Below are 21,689 nucleotides of genomic sequence, written 5' to 3'. Positions count from 1 at the left end.
CGAAAGGAATACTTATGACTCACCATACTTACAACGACACTGACAACCTGAACAACCGCGCGCCCCTCACCTCCCTTGCCGCCCAGACCGCGCGTCAGAACCCCACCGTGACGGTGGTGGTGCCCACCAAGAACGAAGCGAAGAACCTGCCGCACGTGCTGCCCCTGATTCCGTCCTGGGTCGACGAGGTGATTCTGGTCGACGCCAACTCTACCGACGGCACCGTCGAAGTGGCCCAGAAGCTGATGCCGAACATCCGCGTGGTGCAGCAGGACCGCAAGGGCAAAGGCAACGCGCTGCGCTGCGGTTTTGCGGCCGCCAAGGGCGACATCATCGTGATGATCGACGCCGACGGCTCCACCGACCCGCGTGAAATGGGACGCTTCGTGCGTGCCCTGCGCGAAGGTGCCGACTTCGTCAAGGGCTCGCGCTTCTTGCAGGGTGGCGGCACCTCGGACATGGAGTACATCCGCATGTTCGGCAACTGGGGACTCAACATGGCAGTGCGTACCCTGATCGGTGGACGCTTCACCGACCTGTGCTATGGCTACAATGCCTTCTGGAAGCGCGTGCTGCCCATTCTGGAACTCGAGAGCGACGGCTTTGAAATCGAAACCGAGATGAACGTGCGGGCGCTGAAGGCCGGCCTCAAGATCGTCGAGGTGCACAGCTTCGAAGCCGAGCGTATCCACGGCACCAGCAACCTGCGCACCTGGCCCGACGGCTGGCGCGTCCTGAAGACCATCTTCCGCGAACGCTTCCGCCATCAGCGCAAGGCCAACGAGGTCGTCGAAGTCGAGATGGAGCTGCCCGAAGTCAGTCGCGCTCAAGCGTGACGACCGAGCCATCCGTCAGCGAGACTGAAATGAGCCCTGCCGTGACCGACACCCTTGATTTTTCCGTTGTCATCTGTGCTTACACCGAGCGCCGCTGGGAGGCGTTGATCGAGGCGGTCGAGTCACTCGAACGCCAGACCGTGCCTCCCCGTGAGGTGATCGTGGTGATCGACCACAACGAGGCCTTGCTGCAACGTGCCCTGGAGCGCTTTCGGGACCTGAGCGTACCCGTTGCGGTCATCGAGAATCACCAGGAACGTGGCCTGTCCGGTGCGCGCAACAGCGGGGTCGCCGCCGCCAGTGCAGCGATTATCGCCTTTCTGGATGATGACGCCGCTGCTGACGAGCGCTGGCTGGAGTTCACCCGTGACGCGTTTCTTGACGAGCGCGTCATGGGAGTAGGAGCCACCATCGACCTCGACTGGCAGGGACCGGCCCCCCAGTGGTTTCCCGCCGAGTTCAACTGGACGGTTGGCGGAACCTACCGTGGCATGCCCACTTCACGTGCCCCCGTGCGCAACCTGATCGGCGCCGCCATGGCCATCCGCGGCAGTCTGCTGAAAGGCAGCGAGGGCTTTCGCAGCGTCCTCGGGCGCACCGACGCCGTCAAGCTGCCCCTGGGCGGCGAGGAAACTGAACTGTGCATCCGCCTGAAGCAGCGCCACCCTGCAAACCACTTCGTGTACGAACCGCGCGCAAACGTCAAGCACAAAGTCACGCTTGACCGTGCCACCTGGCGCTATTTCACCCGACGCTGTTATGCCGAAGGACTTTCCAAAGCGCACATGTCCCGCCTGGTCGGCAAGCAGGACGGCCTGTCAAGCGAGCGCGCTTATGTCCTGCAGGCGCTGCCCAGCGGAGTTCTGCGCGGCGTGCGCGACACGGTGTTCAAGCGTGACCTGCACGGTCTGGGTCGCAGCGCCGCAATCGTATTGGGGCTCCTGGCCACTGCCACCGGTTTTCTGGTGGGCTCCAAGGCTCCCAAAAACACCACGACCACCACGACGACTGCTGCGACAACCGTTCCCTGAGCGTGGTGCGCAGCCAAAAGCTGCACACCACACCCGAAAGCCAGTTCGTGCGCTTCCTCTTTTCGTTGCCACGCTCCGCACGCGCCCGCCCGAAACGGCGGGCGCCGCGACGAAGCCTGACCAAGCCTGATTCGCCCAGTTATTCGAAACGTCCTGACCACTGCGCATATCACGCCTCTGGCCCCTCCCCCACCGTTCGAGGCCCTCTGTGAGACCAAGCCACCCACCCACCAGACCATGCCGGCCGCCCTGCAGGCGATCCTGCCGCTCCCGTGAGCCCGGTGAAGCTTCCAGCTTCATCCCACGCACGTCCCAGCTTCCTTGGGATTCCCGCTTTTCCGGATTGAGAGGAGCGACATGTCCGTGAGTTCATCATGGCTGACCCGTGTCCTCGGGGTACCCAGAACTGACCGTTCAGCCGGCTTGCGGGCCGCGCAGGCCCTGGTACTGATCGCCGGCGCCCTGGCGGTATGGGCAATGTCGCTGCCCGGCATCAATCTGGAGAACATCGGTGAGTTCGGTCTGATCGGAGCCCTGCCCTGGACCTTTTTCGTGGCACTGGGCGTGCTGGTGATCGGCTTCTGCGCGACCATCAACGAACGCTCGCCGTCGGTGCCGCTGCTGGCGCTTTACACGGTGGGACTCAACGTGATCTTGCGCGGCACCATTCCGCTCATCTACGAAGAACCACGCTATTCGTGGGTTTACAAGCACTTCGGCGTGACCAACTACATCCGCGAGAATGCCGCCGTCAACCCCTTTGTCGATGCGTACCACAACTGGCCGGGATTCTTCGCACTGGGCGCGCTTTTCACCGACGCGGCCGGCTTCAGTGGCCCCATCGTGTTCGCACCGTGGGCGCAACTCTTCTGGGGCGTGCTTTTCATCGGTCCGCTGCTGCTGATCTTTCGCTCGTTCACGAGCGATGTGCGTGTGATCTGGAGCGGGGTGTTCTTCTTCTCGCTTGCCAATTGGGTCGGTCAGGAGTACTACGCGCCGCAGGCTTTCGCCTTTTTCATGTTCCTGGTCATCATGGCAGTGATTCTGACGGCCCTGAAACGCGTCCGTTCGGACGCCCGCGTGGCGCATCAGCCGAGCGACACCCTGAACGCGCCGACGGGTCCCTCTTCTGCGTGGCGGACCGTGGGCGTCAGTCTGTTGGTACTGGTGCTGTTCGGCGCGATCGTTCCCAGTCACCAGCTCACTCCGTTCATGCTGCTGACCGGCCTGGTGGCGCTGATCGTGTTTCGTCAGGTCAAGATCTTCACGCTGCCGATCTGGCTGCTGGGAGCGACGCTGCTGTGGAACTTCACGATGGCCACTGCCTTTATGAGCGGTCACAACGACTGGTACGAGGGGCTGGGAAAATTCGCGCAGAACTTCAACTCCAGTCTGCGCACCACCTCGCCGGGCAGCGAAACACCTCGCAATACCGCCTTGCTGATCAACCAGGCCTTTACCTTGAGCTTGTGGGGTCTGGCGTTCCTGGGTTGCCTGCGCCGCCTGCGCTGGGGACACCGGGACTGGTCGGCAGCCCTGCTGGCCGTCGCTCCGTTTCCGCTGATCGTCGCACAATCCTACGGCGGCGAGATGCTGCTCCGGGTATTTCTGTTTTCCTCGCCGTTCATGGCGTTCTTTGTGGCGGCACTGATTTTCCCCGACGAGCGGGCGCGTTCCGGACGCACCACCACCCTGCTGAGCGTGGCCATCGGGGGGGTGTTCGCGGCAGGATTCATGTTCGCGCACTTCGCCAACGAACTGTACAACCACCTCAGCCCGCAGGAAGTGCGCGCCGCGCGCTATCTGTACGGCTCGCTGCCACCCAAGTCCCTGCTGGTGTTCGCAAGCTACTCCAACTTCCCTGAAAAGATTTCAGGCAATTACGATCAGTTCAATTCGATCACCATCACCGGCGAGTACCGATTGCAGGGCAGCGACAAGACCGCAGGCGACTTCGATGTGAATGACTTCGCCTCGTTCGTACGCGAACAGATGGAGGCGGGCAACAATCCACGGGCGTACGTGGTCTTCACCAGCGGTCAGCGCAATTTTGTGGAATTTCAGGGCCTGCTGCCTCAAGGCACCCTCGACGGCGTCGAAGCCAAGGTGCGCAGCTCGAGCCTGTTCAACGCCGTGTACGCCAACGGTGACGCGCGAGTCTACCAGCTGCGTTCCGTACCCACTTCAGGAGCAACCCGATGAACAGCGTCCGGTGGTTTCAACCTCTTCTGGTGCTGCTGCTCGCCGTGAGCACCAACATCGCCGTCGCCCTGGGCGGCGAAGGTCCGCTGCGGCACCTGGCAGTCTTCGCCTTCCTGCTCGTCGGCCCTGGACTGGCACTGACCCAGTGGTTCAACATTCGCGACCTGCTTTACGAGGGTGTGGTCGCCGTCGGGCTGAGCCTGGCGCTGGCCACCGCCGTGGCGTTGGTGATGACCTACACACACGTGTGGGTTCCCGCCAGTGCCCTCAGTGCCCTCTTGATCTTCTGCGTGGTCGCCTCGGTCATGCGCCTGATGTCGCTGCTGGAGCAGGATGGACGGATTTCGCTGTGAAGGACCTCGCCGTGAAGGGAGCGTCGTGAAGGGCGTGGCCGCACAAAACTCGCCCCGGCGCCTGCAGGTGGACCGCACCATCCTGTCCAACGCGGTGTCGTTCTTCGGCGCGACAGCCGCCACGGCCACCCTGGGCTTTGCCTACTCCTTTTTCGCTGACCGCCTGTTCGGCAAGGATGCCTTCGGGCTCGCACAGGCAGGTGTATCGGCCATGATGCTGCTCGGAGGACTGGGCCTGCTGGGACTGACCACCCTGCTGGTCGGCGAACTGCCCCGTGCCCGCACGCAGCCGGGACGCCTGATCACCGCGGCGCTGGCAGTCTCGGGCCTGGCCGGGGCCCTGCTGGGCTGGCTGTTCTGCTTTCTCGCGCCGCTGGTGTCTCCCGAGCTGGGCTCGCTCGTGGCGAGCCCGCTGGGCAAGCTGCTCTTCACGCTCGGCGTGATCCTCACGACCGTCACGCAGGTCTTCGATTACGCGATGGTCGGCTTGCTGCGCAGCAACCTGCAACTGTGGCGCAACATCCTGGCCTCAAGCGTGCGGGTGGGCGCCTTGTGGCTGGCCGTGTTCTACCAGGGGCCGCTGCAGATCGTGGCATTGCTGGTGGTTTCGACCTGGACGCTGGGGCACATCGTGTCGCTGGTGCTGCTGGGTGCGGCGTTGCGTGCCCGTGGAGAGCGGGTCTGGTGGCGTCCTGACTGGAGCGCCATGCGGGACCTCAAGGCGGCGGCACTGTCGCACCACGCGCTCAACATTTCCTGGCAGGCGCCCAGCTGGGTGTTTCCGCTGCTGGTCACCGCCTTTCTGGGCGCCAGCTTCAATGCCAGCTTCTACGTGGCCTGGATGATGTTCTTTCTGGTCTTCAAGGTGACCGAGTCGCTGACCACGGTGCTGTACGCCGTGAATGCCGCCGATACCAGCCTGCTCGCACAGAAGATGCGTTTCACGCTGAAAACCTCGCTGGCGCTGACCGTGCTCGCCAGTCTGGTGGTTCTGCCCGTTGCGCCGTTCGCACTGGGCCTGTTCGGTGAAACCTACGCCCAGGAAGCCACGGGCGCACTGCGCCTGCTGGTGCTCGGGGTACTGGCGTTGATCGTCAAAATGCACTTCCTGGCCGTTTCTCAGGTCCAGCGCCGCATTGCGCGCGCCACGCGCTATATGGCCGCCGGTGCGGTACTCGAAATTGTCCTGGCCGCCCTGGGCGTGACCTGGGGTGGCATGACCGGTCTCGCCCTGGGCATTGTCATCGCGCAGGTGATCGAGGCGGCCGTCATGGCGCCCACAGTGCTGGGTGCCCTGCGCGGCCAGCCGCGACTGGCGACCGCGTCATGATGCCCCCTTGCCCTCTTGGCCATCTTATTTTCATCCAAGGAGCTTCAGCGTGAATTCCTCTTCTCAAGCCCCTTCCAGAATTGCCTTTTTCGTCGACTCGCTGCCCATGGGCGGGGCCGAGGTCGTGAGCCTGGCGCTCGTACAGGGCTTTGTCGAGCGTGGCCTCGCCGTTGACCTCGTTCTCGGCGTGCGCAGTGGTGATCTGCAAGACCGCATTCCCCCCGGCGTGCGCGTCGTCGAGCTGGCCGGTCCGCTCACCCCCCGTGAAGTCACTTTCCGGGAAGAAACGCTGCGGATGGTGACCAGCGTTCCCGCGCTCGCGCGTTATCTGCGGCGTGAGCGTCCGGCGGTGTTGATCGCTGCCAAATCGCACGCCAACGTCACCGCCATTGCCGCGAAACGTCTGTCGCGCAGCCCAACACCGGTTTTTATCACCGAGCACACCTACCTGACGGGCGAGCTGCCCTCGCAGGAAGTGGCCCGCGGCACGCCCAAGAACCGCATTCTGCGCCGCACCTATCCTCTGGCCAACCGGATCGTGACGGTATCACGCGGCGCGGCCGACGATCTCAGCGCCGTGGCTGGGATACCGCGTGAACGCATCGACGTGGTGTACAACCCGGTGATCTTGCCAGGGCTCCCCGAGAAGGCGGACGCTCCCATCGACCATCCGTGGTTTCGCGCCGGGGAGCCACCCGTCATTCTGGGCAGCGGGCGATTCACGACCCAAAAGGACTTTCCCACGCTGGTGCGTGCCTTTGCGCACCTTCGCGCGCAGCGGGAAGCGCGGCTGATGATCCTCGGGGACGGTCCCGAGCGGGCCAAAGTCGAAGCCCTGATTGCACAGCTGGGCCTGCAAGACAGTGCGGCCTGCATCGGGTTTGTGAGCAACCCGTATCCGTACCTGAAAAACGCGGCCGTGTTCGCCTACTCGTCGGTGTGGGAAAGCTTTGGCCTGGTGCTGATCGAGGCGCTGGCGTTGGGCACGCCCGTGGCATCCACCGCCTGCGGCGCGCCGCAGGAAATTTTGCAGGAGGGCCGGCTGGGCCGACTGGCGCCCGTGGGAAATCCCGAGGCGCTCGCGCAGGCGCTGCTGGTCACCCTGCAGGAACCCTCGCCCACGGTGACCGAACAGGACCTGCGTCCCTTCACGTTGGACGCAGTGGTGCAGGACTACCTCGATCTGATGGGGGTTGCTTCTCCCGTAACCGGCGAACTTCGCTCCGGACGCGCGCCCAAAGTGGTCGGCATGTAGCAGAAAACCTCGCGGGTGACCCTACCTGCGGCCACCGGGCCTTCTACGCTCTTGCCTTACCTCCCTCACCTGTCGTCAAATTCATTTCACTTTTTTGGAGGTTTCCATGCCACGCTCAATTGCTCTTTCACTGCTTACAGGTCTGCTGCTGTCGGCTTGTGGCAGCCTGGCACCGAATCCGGGGACACCGGGCAGCCCCGGTAATCCCGGCAGCCCAAGCAAGCCAGGTAATCCAGGCAACCCAAGTAACCCTGGCAGCCCAACACCCGGGTCGACGGATCCAGAACTGCTGCCAGCCCAGGATTACGAAGCGGGCAAGAACGCGTTCGGCACGCCACCAGGCGACGCGAGCAGCAAAGGCCAATGGTCACGGATCATTCAGAACTGGCCGACGCTGACGATTCACACCACCCTGCTGCCCGACGGCAAGGTTCTCACCTTCGGCGGCAACGACTACAGCGACTGGCAAAAGTACGCCGATCAGCCGTCGGTGCGTTACAACAACAAAATCGATTTGTGGGACCCCAGCCATCCCGATCCGGCCTCGCCCGCGGCCCACACGGACATCTCCTTTGTCGGTGACGCCCTGTTCTGTGGTGGTCACACCCTACTGCCCGACGGACGCCTGCTGATCACCGGCGGAGACGATTTGTCCAAGCTCGAAGAACCCTACTCCTATGAGGCCGGCATCGCGGCGGTCAACATTTACGACTACCGCACCAAGACCTGGACCAAAGGCAAGGACATGAAGGAAAAGCGCTGGTACCCGACCAACCTGGTGTTGCCCGACGGGGACGTGCTGGTGATGGGGGGCAACCGCGAGAACAACGGTGACCTGAGCGACCTGCCCGAAGTGTTCGATCCGGAGAGCGGCAAGTGGCGCGCTCTGAGCGGGGCCGTTCAGAAAACCGAGTTTTACCCCTGGCTCTTCAACCTCTCCGACGGTCGCGTCATCAACGTCGGGGGGGGTATTCCTTCGCAGGTCGCTTCTCAGACCTCGACGGGAATCTATGACACTGCCGGTGCCGGCAAGTTCACAGTGTACGACCGTGGCGACAACCGCTTTCGCGATTACGGCACGGCGGTGATGTTCGACACCGACAAGATACTGGTGCTGGGTGGTGGAGGCGACGCCAACAAGCGCTTCAACCCCAAGGTGGAGCCCCCCACCAACAGCGCGCTGGTCGTTACCTACGACCCGAACACCAAACAGGCCAGCAAAGGCGTACCCACCGGCTCGATGAGCGTCGGTCGCCGCCACGCGGTCGCCACGCTGCTGCCTGACGGCACCGTGCTGGTCACCGGCGGCACCAGCGGTCTGGGCTTCTCCGATTACAAAACGGCCGTGCTGACCACCGAACTTTGGAACCCGTCCACGGGCACCTTCTCGCAGCTGGCCCCCATGAACGTCGCGCGGGTGTACCACTCTACCGCGCTGCTGCTGCCCGACGCCTCGGTGCTCGTGTCCGGCGGTGGGGCCTACAGTCAGCAGCCCTCCACGGGGTACAACACCTACAAAAACGCACAGATCTTCAGGCCGCCGTACTTCTTCAAGGGCGCGCGTCCCCGCATTCAAAGCGTCTCCAGCGCCGTGCTGGGGTACGATCAGACCTTCGAGGTAAGCACCCCCGATGCCGGTCAGATCGACAAGGCCACCCTGATTCGTCTGGGCTCGGTCACCCACGCCTTCAACATGAACCAACACAGCAGTTCCCTCAATCTGGTCGCTCAGGCCGACGGCAAGTTGACCCTGCGCTCCCCCGCCAATGCCAACCTCGCTCCTCCGGGTCAGTACATGCTCTTTATCCTCAAAAACGGCGTTCCCTCCGTTTCCCGCATCGTGACCCTCAAGTAGACCGGCCGCCTATTTTTCCTGTCATACCCAGTTGCGCCCACTTCTTCGCTTTGCTCAGTCGTAGGCGCCGAACGGGGAGAGTGTGGTTCTCAGGTCCTCTGAGATCAACACGAGCCGGGCAGCTGACTTGTCCGGGCGCGGCGCGAGCACCAGGACTGGCTGTCGGGTGGCGGGTCCTGAAATCCGTCCGTCATCACTGGACGCTTTCCGCCTGGCAACTACACTGAAACCTGACCGGTCATTCCACCGAATTGATTTTTTATCTGACCGTACCGACGTTTTCAAGGAGCTCAGCATGAACGGCGAATCCATCTCCAAGGCCGCCTCACCGTGGCCGAAAAGACTCACCCTGGCGCTGCTGGCCCTGGCGCTCGTGCTTGCGGGCATCTGGCTGTACCAGCGGCAGACTGCACCGGGCACCACTCCGGCCGTTTACACTCCCAGCACCGGCGATGATGGTCCCCCCGCTGCGACCCGCTTCACCGCGGTGGATCAGGAGGGCCGACCCTACACCTTTGCCGCCGAAACAGGCAACGTCAACGTACTGTTCTTTGGCTTTACACACTGCCCGGATGTCTGCCCCCTCACCCTCTCCTACCTGGCCAAGGCCCGCGCGGAACTGCCTGAAGCCCTGCAAAAGCGGGTGAACCTGGTCTTTCTGTCCGTCGACCCGGCCCGTGACACGCCCTCGCGCCTGAAAGAGTACGTGGAGTTCTTCAGTCCTGACATCGTCGGCCTGCACCTCAACGAGCCGACGCTGGGCGAGGTTGCCAAGGCGTATGACATTCAGTACAGCAAGGGCGAGGTGCAGGCCGCCGGCAAATACCAGATCCTGCATAACTCGTCGACCTTCCTGATCGACAAGGAAAACCGCATGCGGCTGATGTACGCCGAAGTGCCGTCGGTACAACGACTGGCGCAGGACATGCGCGACGCCCTCGACGAATAGCCGAGCTGTCCAGTGGCATCGCAGCGAAAAAAAGAGCCTCCGCGCTATGCCGGAGGCTCTTTTTCAGGCCCGCAGTCCGTAGGATACCGGTTCCGGATGATTCGTTTCAGCCCCTCCGCTTCGCTCCGGTGCTGCCACCGACTGGCCGGACCACGCCCGGCCTGCGGCTCCTCACCGGAAGGGGTACTTTTTCCTTCTCCTCCCAGTCCGGTTGAATGCTTACGAATGTAAGCATTCAACCGGACTGGGAGGAGGGGAGTCTGGATCGCGTCTACTTGCTGATCCAGGTCGTGTCGTAGGGTTGTTGCAGATAATCGCCGCCCGAAACGATGATCTGTCCGTTCACGATTGCCGCAACGGGTGACTGGCGAGGCGCAGGCAGCGGGGATAGTTCGCGCCACTTGTCGTCGATAGGGTCGTACTCGATAACGTTCGCCACGTCCGTTCCGCCCTTGGAGCCGTCACCCGTACCCACGTTGGTCACGCCGGCCACCACGACAAGCCGTCCACCACGTGTAAAGGTACTGGCCGCCACGTGCGCCAGCGCACGCGGCATGGAGCTCACCGGCGTCCACGCGCCCGTCTTGGGATCGTAGACATTGACGCTTGCGGTGTTTCCGCCCGTTTCCTGGCTGTCCTTCTGCCCGCCGACACCGTAGATCTTGCCATTCAGCGCCGCGCCCGCCATGTGGTTCACGTTGTTCGGGTACGGCTGAACGTTTTCTTTCCAGCCCGCACCCTGGTTATCGAGGTTAAGCACCCAGTGGGTCGGAAAGTCACGGTACTCCTTTTGCGTGCGAATGGCCCCGCCGAAGAAGTGCAATTCGCGATCCAGCCGAACAAGGGCGCCGCCGCCACGAGGTGCCGGAAGCTTCGGACCAGCCGTCCAGGTGTCGCTGGCAATATCATATTTCCAGACGTTAGCCGTGGTGGAAACACCACCACCGATGCCCGTACTGCCCACAAATCCTCCGGCGATCCACACGGTGCGGCCGTCCAGCGCCTGACCGGCGTGGTGGACCAGTTCGGGCATGTCCTTCAGACGGCTCCAGGAATTGCTTCTGGGATCAAAAGCATAGGTTTCCGCGGTCGCCTCGACGGGCACCACACCGTTCTTGTCTCCTCCAAAGACGAAGAGTTTGCCTTCTGCCCCAAGGCCCTGCGACTCCCAGCGTGCGATGGGCGCTTTCTCCATAATTCCCCAACTGACCGCGCCAGGCTGCCCGCCCGTGGCCGCCCACTTGATGCCGCCCAGCAGGTGCTTGCGAAAGCTCGCGTCGGCGTAACTCTCGGACGTGTGTCCAAGCCCGGTGTAGAAGCTGCGGCCATTGTCGTAAAACTGGTACCACGACACGGGATGGTGCGCTCCCATGCGCGGAATCTCGGCCACACTGCTTTCGTCGAGGTTAAGCAGCGGCACGACGTTGCCCTGCAGTTCCCGGAAGCTGTGCCACCCCTCGTTCAGGCTGAGCGAGTCGGGCAAACCCTGCGTAGAAGCGTGCGTTCTGTTGACCACCTGCACGTTGCCCGTCTGAACTTTGGGCTTGCCGCTGAAGTAGGCACCGACCAGCGCGCCATACCAGGGCCAATTGAGTTCGGTTTCCGCGGCCGCATGCACGCCGACAAATCCCTTCCCGCTGCGAATGAACTTCTCGAACACCCGTTGCTGGTCGGGGTTCAGCACGTCACCACTGGTATTGAGGAACACGACGGCTTCGTAGGCGGCCAGACCTTGCTCCGTGAAGATGCCCGCGTCATCGGTCGCATTGACCGTGAAGCTGTTTTCGGCGCCAAGTTGCTCTATGGCCTTGACGCCCGCTTTCACAGCGTCGAGGCGACAGCCAGAGTTCTTTACGAAGACCAGCACATCGAAGTTGGACCCGGGCGTTCCCGTGGCTGCACTGACGCGGGGCAAGTCACCACTGGGCGTGCAGATCACCGGCTCGTCCACCACGGGAGGCCGACTCCCACTGGTGGGTGGATTGGCCACCGCCGAATTTCCTTGTGGTCCACAACCGGCCAGCAGCAGGCTCAGCATCAACAGGCCGCTTGCTTTCTGTGTGGTACCAGGTGTCTTGCCCGTTGATCTGGGATGCAATGAGTCAAACATGGATTCTCCTTGACGAGCGAGCGTGGCAGCGGCCTGACCGGACTTGAAGTGTCCGACGAATCCAACCGCCCCGCCTGATATGAGCCTTCTCAAAAAATGACGTGGAAACTGGTCAGGTCACACATGAGGTGATCGTCAGAATATTCGGTTCATCTTCTACTTCACCAAATACAAGCTGACTTTGCGCTGAAGAGTTATTCAGCCATTCTTGTTGAAGCGCAAAGGTGGTTCATAAATAGTTCTTAGTTAAACAGATTGTTGTTTGGTTCTGGCCGATCTGATGGGCGCATGACATGCACTTCGCATAAGACGAAGTGATTTGGGATGTCAGACATCCAGGGAGCAAGGTATCACCCGGCGCCTTCGTCATTTCCCAAGAATTTGTTTGCATCACTTTCATATAATACTCATACGCATGAAACAGCAGAATCCGGCGCGGGGTTCGTCACCGGATTCTCCACCGCTCTTGAATTTCCAAGCGGCTGAAATTGCCGAGACGCGTAAGGCATTTCATGTGACAGTAATGGTGATTTCTGACGCGAGGTTAGAACTTTCTTCGCCTTTGAGCTATTTAAAGTTCTGTCGGCGGCCCCTAGGCTTTTTGAGTAGATCCAGAACGCCGACTTGCACTTCATCATTTCCTCCGGCTATTGAAATATCTCAGGAATTCAGGAGCCCCATGCACATTCAATACCCATTCAAACTGCTGCTCACCGCGTCCCTGACGACTGCGCTCATCGCCTGCGGTTCTGCCGGGCCTACGGCAGGCAATCCCGCGACCCCAAACCCGGGTGCGGCGGGCAACATCGTGATCGAAAACGCCGACCTGTTGCCGTACGGTGACCGCCTGGTCTTCAGCCAGATCGGCCGGCCTACCTACAGCCTGAACGACGGATCGGGTACCGTCCTGAAACTCGGTGTACACGACCGGATCACTGTGCGGGTCAAAAATTCGGGAACGGCCGTCATGGACATCACCGGCCTGAACATCAGCGGACCCTGGCAGCTGGAAAACGCTCCCGCCCTGCCCGTGCGCCTGAGCGGTGGTGAGAGCCGCGAACTGCAGCTTCGCTTCACGGCCAGCGGGCCGACGACGGGCGCAAACTGCGTGAGCTACACCAGCAAGGAGCCGACCGGCGCGGAAGCGTCTTACCAGAAGTGCACGTTCAGCGGTACGCTGTCCGTCGCGGCCGGTGGAGCCAACAAGACCGTCCAGCTGGCGGGTTTCTGGCAGCCTTTTCCCGAAGGTGACCACGAACCCACCCTGCAGCAGATCGTGGACCTGTTCGGTTACAAAACCATTCTCGGCACGACCACCAGCCGCTTCCGGCCCTACGGCGAGGGGGACCCCGCCAAACCCTACGGTGAAGAAGTGATCTCGGCCTACTGGCAACGCGCTGACGCCACCAAACCGGTGAGCGTCCAGACGCTGGCCATGTTCCACGGCCGCAACAGCAACGGCACGCTGCAGGCCCAGAAGCTGTACTGGTTCAATGAAGGTGACGCGGTGGCCGGAGAACAGCAGCCCGACGCTTCTGGTAACCCCAAGCCGCAAGTGGCCCGGCAGATCATGGAACAGACCGCCGAGGGCGCACAGATGTTCCGTCCCCGGCAACGCTCGCTCGACGGCAAATACACGCTGGCCGGGCTCGCTGACGTCACCTTCCAGCCGGCAGGCGCCTTCGGCCTGCGCGTTCAGGACGAATACAGCGTCGCTGCCCTCAACACCCAGTCCAACCGCCCGGGCGCGACGCTCTGCAATAAATTCGCCACCGGCTCCCTGCAGGTCCGCTTCTGGCCCCTGCGCGACCGCGACAACAAAGTTGTTCCTGACACGTATCTGGTGGGTATGGACGCGTACTGCGACAACTACGACTACAACGACAACGTCTACCTGATTACCAACATTAAGCCCAAGTGAGAGCAGTAGCGGAAACAGCGCACTAGAATTCGGGTGACTATGAAAAATCTTATGTTCAAACACACTTGTCTGGGCGTCGGCCTGGCGCTGTCGCTGGCTGCCTGTAGCGGCGGCGTCGGTTCACCCAACGCTTCCGGCCCACGCATCACCGACGTTTCAGAGCCCAAAACCACCACGAACGTGTTGCGCGATACCTCCATCACCGCCAACCCATCATTTCCAGACAAGAACAACGGTGTCGACCCAGCATCCCTTAAAGGCAACAGCGTGCGCCTGTACAATACGGCAACCGGTCAGGAAGTTCCTGGTACAGCCAACACAGATGGCGCAGACAGTAATATCACCTTTTCCCCTGACCAATCTGTCTTGCCAGAAGGATTGCTTGCGGCAAACACCAAATATACCTTTGAAGTAACCAATGGCGTCAAGGATCTCAAAGGCAATTCGTTTCAAAATTTCAAGTTTACCTTCACAACGGGTACGGAATCTAAAACTGGGCCCCGCGTCGCTCTTTTTTCGCAAGAGGTCGTTCTTGATGATCCGCGTTCATCTGCTGTGGTGGGTCTACTCGTCAGCCCCGACGGCACAAAACTTTACGGCTCCACGCTCGACGGCCAGCTTTACCGCTGGTCTATTGGCACAGACGGGAAATTGACCAACCGCGTGAACATCAATATCACCACCGGTGGGACCAGCGGAAGCGGTCTGTCAAATCGTCCCATCATCGGTATGGCCTTCGATCCAAGTAATTCAGGCGTGTTATGGGTCAGCAACAACGATCCCCTGTTCAATGCCGACAGGTCGCCGCCAAAAAACTTTTCGGGACGCATCTCAAAAATTACGCTTAACGAGAGCGACCTGAATCTCAGCCGACTGGATGATTACGTGGTGGGGCTGCCACGCTCGCGCCGCGATCACCTGACGTCCAGTTTGGCGTTCAAGGATGGCTTTCTCTACGTCACTCAGGGCAGCAACAGCTCGACCGGTGCGCTCGATCCGGAATGGCAACGTGAAGAAACGCTCCTAAGCGCCACCGTGCTCAAGATCAATCCAAGGTATGTGGGCGCGCTCAATGCCAACGGAACCGCACCGATTGACGTACAGACCCAGGCCTCGCCGGACCAGCCTACCAAGACAGGTCCTTTTTATGCGCCGGCAAACATCTATGACGCCAGTGATCCCGAGGCACCTGTTACGATTTTCGCCGATGGTGTACGCAACTCCTTCGACCTGGTGTGGCATAGCAACAAGCACCTTTACATGCCGACCAACGGGGGAGCGGCTGGCGGCAGCACCCCGGCCGGCGGTGGGGCCCCAGCCCTGAATGAGGTGCCCAACCAGAACGATTACCTGTTCAAGACCCTCACCGGTGGTGCCAACGAGTACTTCGGTCACCCGGTAGCCCTGAGAGGTCACTACATTCTGAACGGCGGCAATCCTACAGCGAACGTTGATCCAGCAGAGGTCGTGGCGGACAAGGACGGTCGACAAGGTTACCCGGTTGGTGTCAAGCCAGACCCGAAATGGCAAAAACCCGCCTACGACTTCGGACCGAACCGCTCGCCGAACGGCGCCATCGAATATACCAGCACCGCGCTCAACAGTGCGCTCAAAGGTCGCCTGATGGTGGTCGAGTATTCCAGTGGCAACGATATCTTGGTCCTCAGGCTCGACAGCAGTGGCAACGTCATATCGAGTGGCAAAATCGGTGACGCCGCCAAGCCGAACCTCGGCGCCATCACCTTCGACGACCCGATCGACATTGTGCAGACCCCAAACGGCAATTTGTATGTGAGCGAACTGTTCCCCAAAGTGAACGGGGCACCCACCGCACGAATTACCTTGCTGAAGCCCGCGAGCTACCTGGGCAACTGACTTTTGATAACGCAATAACTCTTTAACGAGCGCCTGTGTCTCTGCGGAACATAGACCGTGTCCGGCTGAACATCTTTCCACTCGCCCTTCGCCCATGTATGGAAGCTTCGGCGGCAAGCACACGTGCTGACCTCAAAGTACCAAGCCAACGGCAAGGAGAAAGGCTCGGGCCAATAGACCCGAGCCTTTCTCCAGTCGTCGCTCAGAAACGCTCGGCGACCGTCTTGAGCTGCAAAAAGTAATCCAGGTAGTTGGGGCCGCCGGCCTTGCTGTCGGTGCCGCTCATGTTGAAGCCGCCGAAAGGCTGCACCCCCACGAGTGCTCCGGTGATCTTGCGGTTGATGTAGAGGTTGCCGACCTGAAACTCCATGCGCGCTTTCTCGATGCGCTCGCGCTTTTTGGTGAAGACGCCGCCGGTCAGGCCGTACTCGGTGTCGTTGGCGAGTTCGAGGGCGTGGTCGAAGTCGCGGGCGCACAGTACGGCCACGACCGGACCGAAGATTTCTTCCTCGGCGATTTTGGCGCCGCTCTGCACGTCGTCGAAAATGGTCGGCTCGATAAAGTGCCCCACCGAGCCGTCAACACCGCCGCCAGTGAGCAGCTTGCCTTCGCTCTTGCCCATTTCGATGTAGCGGCTGACCTTCTCGAAACTCTCCTCGTTCACCACCGGGGTGACGTGGGCATTTTCCTCGCCGCTGCCGACCTTGAGCGCCTTGGTCTTCTCGACCACGCGACGGACCAGTTCGTCATGCACGCTGTCCACGACGATCAGGCGGCTCATGGCGCTGCACTTCTGACCCGAGAAACCAAAGGCGCTCGCCACTGCCGCCGAAGCGGCTTCTTCGAGGTCGGCGGTTTCGTCGACGATCAGGGCGTCCTTGCCGCCCATTTCCAGCACCACGCGCTTGATCCACTTCTGACCGCGCGGCACCTTGGCGGCGTTCTCGTTGATCATCAGGCCCACCTGACGCGACCCCGTGAAGGTCACGAAACGCGTCTTGGGGTGCTTGACGAGGTAATCACCGACTTCTTCACCGAGGCCCGGCAAAAAGGTCAGCACGCCCGCAGGCAGGCCCGCTTCGTGCAGCAGATCCACGATCCAGGCGGCGATCAGGCCAGTGTCCTCGGCGGGCTTGGCGATCACGCAGTTGCCCACCACGATCGGAGCGGCCAGCATGCCCGCGAAGATCGCCAGCGGGAAATTCCATGGCGAGATGCTGACCCCCACGCCGAGGGGAATGTGCTGCAGACGGTTTTCCTCGTTGGGAAAATCGTAGGTTTCCCCGGCGGTGGCGTATTTCATGCTCTGGCGGGCGTAGTACTCCAGGAAGTCGATGGCCTCGGCAGTGTCACCGTCAGCTTCGGCCCAGTTCTTGCCGGCCTCCAGGGTCAGCAGCGCGGAGAACTGGTGCTTGCGGCGGCGCAGCAACGCGGCAGCCTTGACCAATACGCGTGCGCGGGCGTCCATGCTCCAGTTCTTCCATTCCTGCCAGGCGTCCCAGCCGACCTGCAGGGCCTTTTCGGCGTCTTCGATGCGCGCCTTGGCGGTGTAGCCGATGACCTCGCTCGTCTTCGAGGGATTGACGCTGGCGATCTTCTCCGGGGTTTCGATGCGCTCGCTGCCGATCACCAGGGGGTAGGTGCGTCCGAAGGTGCTGCGAACGTAGGCGAGCGCTTCGCGGTACGCACTCTGGTTTTCGGGCAGGCTGAAGTCGGTGAAAGGTTCGTTCTTGTAGGGGGGCAGTTTCAACATAAGGTCTCCTTGATTTGAAATATTTGTCTTTGCTCGACTCATCGATCGTAGCCATACTTCAATTCAGGCTTATCTAAGGAATCGTTATAATCATCTTTTCTATAATAATCGACGATCCAATCCAACTCATGCGGCTCTCCTCCAAACATTATCATCCATATATTCTCGAGAAACTCATGAGGTTTTCTTTGCAAATCAGGTACCTGCATACCAATAAAATGCTCGATCTCCTCTGCCGTAAAACAGTTTATAGCATAACGGAGCGTTTCCTTTACGGCATACCTTTGTGCAGGGCTGTAGTCATCAAGCGCAGGCTGGAGGTAATCATTGACTAGCTTCAAGCGAGATACAAAGTTTTCCATATTGAACTTGTTCAACGGATGATCATCAGCATTAATATGCCAGCCAGTCATGCCGAAAAACTCGGCGAGCCAGTAGCCATTCACTTGGATTGGACTGTCTTGCATTATACCTCCACACATTGGTTCTTAAACTCGTCCAACTCCACAATCCGCCTGCTCCGGCGCGCTTTCTCTGCGGCAAAAGCGAGCAGATGACTGTCGACTTCCAGATCGAGCGGCGCGATCTCACCGCCACGCACGGCCGCGACAAAGGCCTGCATCAGTCCGCTGTCTCCTCCACCGTGACCGCCACCCGCCATGCCACCCGGGGCCTTCAGGGAAATGGTTTCGGGAAGCGACTCGCCGTAAAAACTCGCGGCGTCGTGGTCCTGCACGTTCAGTTCCTGGCGTGCGCCCGTGAAGCTGCCGCGCAGCGTGGCGCGTGTCCCGTCGAAGCGCAGCGTGCGGCCCTCCACGCCCGAGTGTCCGTGCACGGTCAGCGAACCGCTCGCTCCACCTTCGAACTCCAGGCTGATGACCTGATGATCGACCACGTCGTTGCCTGCCTGAAAGACGCAGCGCCCGTAAGGACCGGTGCGCAGGGCGTCTTCACGCGCTTCGAGGCCGAGGTCGGGGCTGATGACGCTGGTCGGCCAACCGACGTGCCCGGTCAGGTAGGTCTTGGGCGCGTAAAAGGGACACGCCTGGGCGGCCGGGCAGCCATCGAGGCAATACCGTGGAGCACCGGGCGGCGCGTATTCGGGCCGGAAGAACTTGAGATTACCAAAGCTGGCGAGCCGCGCCACCCGCAGGCCGGTGCTCCAGCCCAGCAGGTCGAGGTCGTGGCTGGCCTTGGCGAGCAGCATCGGGCTGGCGATCTCTTCCCTGGCCCAGTTGCCGCGCACGTAGGAATGCGCGAAGTGCAGGGCGTGCACGTTCTCACGCCACTCGACGTTCACGATTTCGCCCAGCCGTCCCGAGCGGACCACCTCTCGCACCGCGCGAAAGAAGGGCGTGTGGCGCAGCACGTAGCCCAGCATCAGGAGCGTGCCCGCTTCTCGCGCCGCCTGCACGACCCGCAGGGTGCCCGCCAGGGTGGACGCGATGGGCTTTTCGAGCAGCAAATGGTATCCGGCGCCCAGGGCCGCGAGGGCGCTTTCCTCGTGCTGCAGGTCGGGGAGGGCGATGATGGCGGCCGGTGCGGGCCGGTCACGCGAAAGCAGCTCGCGCCAGTCCGCGAACTGCCACTCGGGCGCGATGCCGTGCGCGGCGGCAAAGCGGGCACGCTTGACAGGGTCCCTTTCAGCGACGGCCACCACCCGCATCTGCTGCGGATGCGCGAGCGCCCACGTGCCGTAAGCGTGGTGTCCGCGGTTTCCCGCACCGAGCATCACGATCTCCACGGGCGCTGCCATTCAGACCTCGACCTGGATTTCTTCCAGAACTTCCAGAAAAATTTCATCGAGCGCGTCTTCGGCCAGCAGCGCCGCCACAGCGTCCACCAGACCCTGGGCCGTGAGGTCACGCACGATCAGCGAGTCCGTTACGGGCACGAAAGCCTGGGCGGTCAGTTCGCTGTCCAGGCTGCCCAGCGTGCGCACGGTTCCCGCAAAACGCTCGCCTCCCTGCAGTTCCACGAGCACGTCGACACTGCCGGCGCCCGCGAGTTCCGGTTCGTCGGCGACTCCCAGCGCGTAGAGAGTGAAGTGTTGCGTGCGAAGTTCGAGCATGGTGCCTTCCTTTCTGTCGTTCAGCCTTTCAGCATGCCGCGCAGCACGAACATGACGTTCGCCGGGCGCTCGGCAATACGGCGGCTGAAGTAGGCGTACCAGTCGCGTCCGTAGGGAATATAGGCCCGCACCGTGTAGCCTTCACGGGCGAGTTGCCGCTGCAGGTCGCGCCGGATGCCGTAGAGCATCTGGAATTCGAACTGGCTGCGGGCTATACCGTGGGCCAGCACGAAACGCTTCACGTCGTCGATGATGTGCTCGTCGTGGGTGGCGATGGCGGTGGGGTGGCCGGCCTTCAGGTGCGCGTAGACCAGCCGGCGGTATGCGGCGTCCACATCGACCTTGTTCGTCATGGCGACGCTTTCGGGTTCCAGGTAGGCCCCCTTGACAATGCGCAGGTTGGGCGCCAGGTCCGCCAGGCTCGCCAGATCACCCTCTGTGCGGTACAGGTAGGATTGCAGCACGGTGCCGACTGTCTGCGCGCCAAATTCCCCCACCAGCGTGCGGAACTCGGCGAGGGTCTGGTCGGTGCGGGGATGGTCTTCCATGTCCAGCCGCACAAAGGCGCCAATCTGCCGGGCGCGCGCCAGAATGCGGCGGGCATTGACCATCCCGAGGTTCTCACCCTGCGGCGAAGGCAGGTCCTGCCCGATCTGTGAAAGCTTGATCGAGACGTACTTGGGGTAAGGTTTGCCTTCCAGCGCATCGAGGATGGCCAGGATCTTCTCGGCGAAGGTGTTGGCTTCCTCTTCCGAAGTCACCATTTCGCCCAGCAGATCCAGGATGCCATACACGCCTTCGCGCTCCAGTTCCTCGACGGCGCGCACGGCGTCGGCCAGTTCGTCGCCGGCCACAAAGCGCTGCGCGATGCTCCAGCCCCGCGTACGGACGAGTTCTTCGACGGTCTTGTTGCCTGCCACGCTCAGCACGGCAGTTCGGTAAATGCGGTCGATCACGGAGACTCCTTGGAGGGGTGAGGTTCGGTGGATGGCAGATCACGCAGGGCGAGTTCGGCAAAGGTGCGGACGTGCAGGCGCGCAGCGGCCTGCGCGCCTGCGGCGTCACGCGCGAGCACGGCGTTCAGGATGGCGTGGTGCTGCTGCGAAGTCTGGGGATGGGCGTTGTAGGTTCGGGTGAGGTGCTTGATCAAGGCCACGCGCTGTTCGAGCGAGCGGGCCAGATCGGCCAGCGCGACGTTGTGGCTGGCGCGCACCACCTCGCGGTGAAAGGCGAGGTCGAGCCGGGTCTGCTCGCGGTAATCGCCGCCGGCGTCGTCGAGCAGCTCCAGAGCCTCCCGCAGGCGCTGCGCGTCGTCCTCACGGTGTTCGAGCGCCGCGAGCTCGGCAGCCAGCCCGTCGAGCGTCTCGCGCACCGCATAGGTGTCCCGCGCTTCGCGGGCACCGATCTGCCGGACCCACACCCCACGGTTGGCGCTGGCTTCGAGCAGGCCTTCTTGCACTAGGCGCTGCACCGCCTCACGAATCGGGGTGCGCGACACGCCCAGGCGCGCGACCAGCTCGGCTTCACCGAGCTTCTCGCCCGGTGAGAATTCGCCTTGCAGAATGGCGCTTCGGAGGTGCTGGTATACCTCGTCACGCACCAGGGTCGGACGCTCGAACATCATGGATATTGTATACAAAATCCTGAGTTTCACAACCGGCCCTTGTCTCGCGGCCCATTCACCCTTCTCCCCGGTGCGGGCTGCCACACTACTTCCCTGATACGGGCAGTTCGGTAAATTCCGCCCTCATCTGGAGTGATACGGTGTGAGCATGACAAACCAAGTCAAGGCCACCGTGTATTCCTGGAACGACGTCGCGCGCGAGCAGGTCAACGAGCAGTTCGCACGCCAGCTGATCTCGGGTGAAAAGGTCATGCTCGCCCAGCTCGAACTCAAGGCCGGCTGCATCGTACCCAGGCACGTACACGACAACGAGCAGCTTTCCATGGCCTTTTCGGGCGCCATCAAACTGGTGCTGGGCGAAAACGAGGAACAGGAGTTCATCCTGCGCGCCGGCGACGTGCTGGTCATTCCCGGCGGTCTTCCCCACCGCGCCGAGGTGCTGGAGGACTTCAGCGGGCTCGACGTGTTCAGCCCGCCCCGGCAGGACTGGCTGAACGGCAGCGACAGCTACCTGCGGCGCTGAT

At 61.8% G+C, this 21,689-nt stretch carries 18 protein-coding genes; 11 read left to right on the top strand and 7 right to left on the bottom strand.

What is annotated here, in order from left to right:
• The first annotated feature begins 14 nt into the window (after positions 1 to 14).
• The 8 genes from DEIPE_RS13680 to DEIPE_RS13645 all read left to right on the top strand — a co-directional run bounded on the left by DEIPE_RS13680 (position 15) and on the right by DEIPE_RS13645 (position 9,811).
• Positions 15 to 836 (top strand): glycosyltransferase family 2 protein, encoded by an 822-nt coding sequence (locus tag DEIPE_RS13680; RefSeq protein ID WP_015236566.1) that lies wholly within the window; start codon positions 15 to 17, stop codon positions 834 to 836.
• Positions 837 to 877: 41 nt separating this feature from the next.
• Positions 878 to 1,867 carry a glycosyltransferase family 2 protein gene (locus DEIPE_RS13675; RefSeq protein ID WP_217218446.1) on the top strand — a complete coding sequence of 330 codons (990 nt, stop codon included), beginning with the start codon at positions 878 to 880 and terminating at the stop codon, positions 1,865 to 1,867.
• 363 nt (positions 1,868 to 2,230) lie between these two features.
• A complete protein-coding gene (locus DEIPE_RS13670; RefSeq protein ID WP_157448875.1) occupies positions 2,231 to 4,069 on the top strand; it encodes a hypothetical protein in 1,839 nt (612 codons plus the stop codon).
• The gene (locus DEIPE_RS13665) at positions 4,066 to 4,422 is read left to right on the top strand and encodes a hypothetical protein (RefSeq protein WP_015236563.1); all 357 of its coding nucleotides are present in this window, start codon (positions 4,066 to 4,068) and stop codon (positions 4,420 to 4,422) included. The genes DEIPE_RS13670 and DEIPE_RS13665 overlap by 4 nt, the downstream gene beginning before the upstream one ends.
• Complete coding sequence (locus tag DEIPE_RS13660) at positions 4,403 to 5,752, top strand: lipopolysaccharide biosynthesis protein (RefSeq protein ID WP_015236562.1); 1,350 nt, start codon at positions 4,403 to 4,405, stop codon at positions 5,750 to 5,752. The genes DEIPE_RS13665 and DEIPE_RS13660 overlap by 20 nt, the downstream gene beginning before the upstream one ends.
• Positions 5,753 to 5,801: 49 nt before the next feature.
• On the top strand, positions 5,802 to 7,007 hold the full coding sequence (locus DEIPE_RS13655; RefSeq protein ID WP_015236561.1) for a glycosyltransferase: 1,206 nt from the start codon (positions 5,802 to 5,804) through the stop codon (positions 7,005 to 7,007).
• A gap of 106 nt (positions 7,008 to 7,113) precedes the next feature.
• Positions 7,114 to 8,862, top strand: coding sequence for a galactose oxidase-like domain-containing protein (locus tag DEIPE_RS13650; RefSeq protein WP_015236560.1), 1,749 nt, complete (start codon positions 7,114 to 7,116; stop codon positions 8,860 to 8,862).
• A 295-nt stretch (positions 8,863 to 9,157) separates the two neighbouring features.
• Positions 9,158 to 9,811, top strand: a complete 654-nt coding sequence (locus tag DEIPE_RS13645) for an SCO family protein (protein ID WP_015236559.1) — start codon at positions 9,158 to 9,160, stop codon at positions 9,809 to 9,811.
• A gap of 271 nt (positions 9,812 to 10,082) precedes the next feature.
• Here DEIPE_RS13645 and DEIPE_RS23190 read toward each other — a convergent pair whose 3' ends face one another.
• The gene (locus tag DEIPE_RS23190) at positions 10,083 to 11,921 is read right to left on the bottom strand and encodes a ThuA domain-containing protein (RefSeq protein WP_015236558.1); all 1,839 of its coding nucleotides are present in this window, start codon (positions 11,919 to 11,921) and stop codon (positions 10,083 to 10,085) included.
• Positions 11,922 to 12,600: 679 nt separating this feature from the next.
• On the opposite strand from DEIPE_RS23190, the gene DEIPE_RS13630 reads away from it, so the two are divergent.
• Both DEIPE_RS13630 and DEIPE_RS13625 read left to right on the top strand, forming a co-directional pair.
• Positions 12,601 to 13,842 (top strand): hypothetical protein, encoded by a 1,242-nt coding sequence (locus tag DEIPE_RS13630; protein ID WP_015236557.1) that lies wholly within the window; start codon positions 12,601 to 12,603, stop codon positions 13,840 to 13,842.
• Between the two features lie 180 nt (positions 13,843 to 14,022).
• Positions 14,023 to 15,717, top strand: coding sequence for a PQQ-dependent sugar dehydrogenase (locus DEIPE_RS13625; RefSeq protein ID WP_425387634.1), 1,695 nt, complete (start codon positions 14,023 to 14,025; stop codon positions 15,715 to 15,717).
• Between the two features lie 202 nt (positions 15,718 to 15,919).
• Here DEIPE_RS13625 and pruA read toward each other — a convergent pair whose 3' ends face one another.
• Genes pruA through DEIPE_RS13595 form a run of 6 tightly spaced genes read right to left on the bottom strand, consistent with a single transcriptional unit; the run spans position 15,920 to position 21,165 of the window.
• Entirely contained in the window at positions 15,920 to 17,470 is a 1,551-nt protein-coding gene (gene pruA / locus DEIPE_RS13620) for an L-glutamate gamma-semialdehyde dehydrogenase (RefSeq protein ID WP_015236555.1), read from the bottom strand.
• 38 nt (positions 17,471 to 17,508) lie between these two features.
• The gene (locus DEIPE_RS13615; protein ID WP_015236554.1) at positions 17,509 to 17,937 is read right to left on the bottom strand and encodes a hypothetical protein; all 429 of its coding nucleotides are present in this window, start codon (positions 17,935 to 17,937) and stop codon (positions 17,509 to 17,511) included.
• A complete protein-coding gene (locus DEIPE_RS13610) occupies positions 17,937 to 19,226 on the bottom strand; it encodes a Gfo/Idh/MocA family protein (protein WP_015236553.1) in 1,290 nt (429 codons plus the stop codon). Before DEIPE_RS13610 ends, DEIPE_RS13615 begins: the two co-directional genes overlap by 1 nt.
• Positions 19,227 to 19,541, bottom strand: a complete 315-nt coding sequence (locus DEIPE_RS13605) for a hypothetical protein (RefSeq protein ID WP_015236552.1) — start codon at positions 19,539 to 19,541, stop codon at positions 19,227 to 19,229. It lies immediately after the preceding gene.
• Positions 19,542 to 19,561: 20 nt separating this feature from the next.
• Positions 19,562 to 20,497, bottom strand: coding sequence for a proline dehydrogenase family protein (locus DEIPE_RS13600; RefSeq protein WP_015236551.1), 936 nt, complete (start codon positions 20,495 to 20,497; stop codon positions 19,562 to 19,564).
• Positions 20,494 to 21,165 (bottom strand): GntR family transcriptional regulator, encoded by a 672-nt coding sequence (locus DEIPE_RS13595; protein WP_015236550.1) that lies wholly within the window; start codon positions 21,163 to 21,165, stop codon positions 20,494 to 20,496. Before DEIPE_RS13595 ends, DEIPE_RS13600 begins: the two co-directional genes overlap by 4 nt.
• A gap of 148 nt (positions 21,166 to 21,313) precedes the next feature.
• Here DEIPE_RS13595 and DEIPE_RS13590 point away from each other — a divergent pair, with 148 nt between their 5' ends.
• Complete coding sequence (locus DEIPE_RS13590) at positions 21,314 to 21,688, top strand: cupin domain-containing protein (protein WP_157448874.1); 375 nt, start codon at positions 21,314 to 21,316, stop codon at positions 21,686 to 21,688.
• The last annotated feature ends 1 nt before the right edge of the window (position 21,689 follow it).

Origin of the sequence: Deinococcus peraridilitoris DSM 19664, from assembly GCF_000317835.1 — a bacterium.
GTDB lineage: Bacteria > Deinococcota > Deinococci > Deinococcales > Deinococcaceae > Deinococcus_A > Deinococcus_A peraridilitoris.
This window is presented reverse-complemented; position numbering and strand designations above follow the sequence as displayed.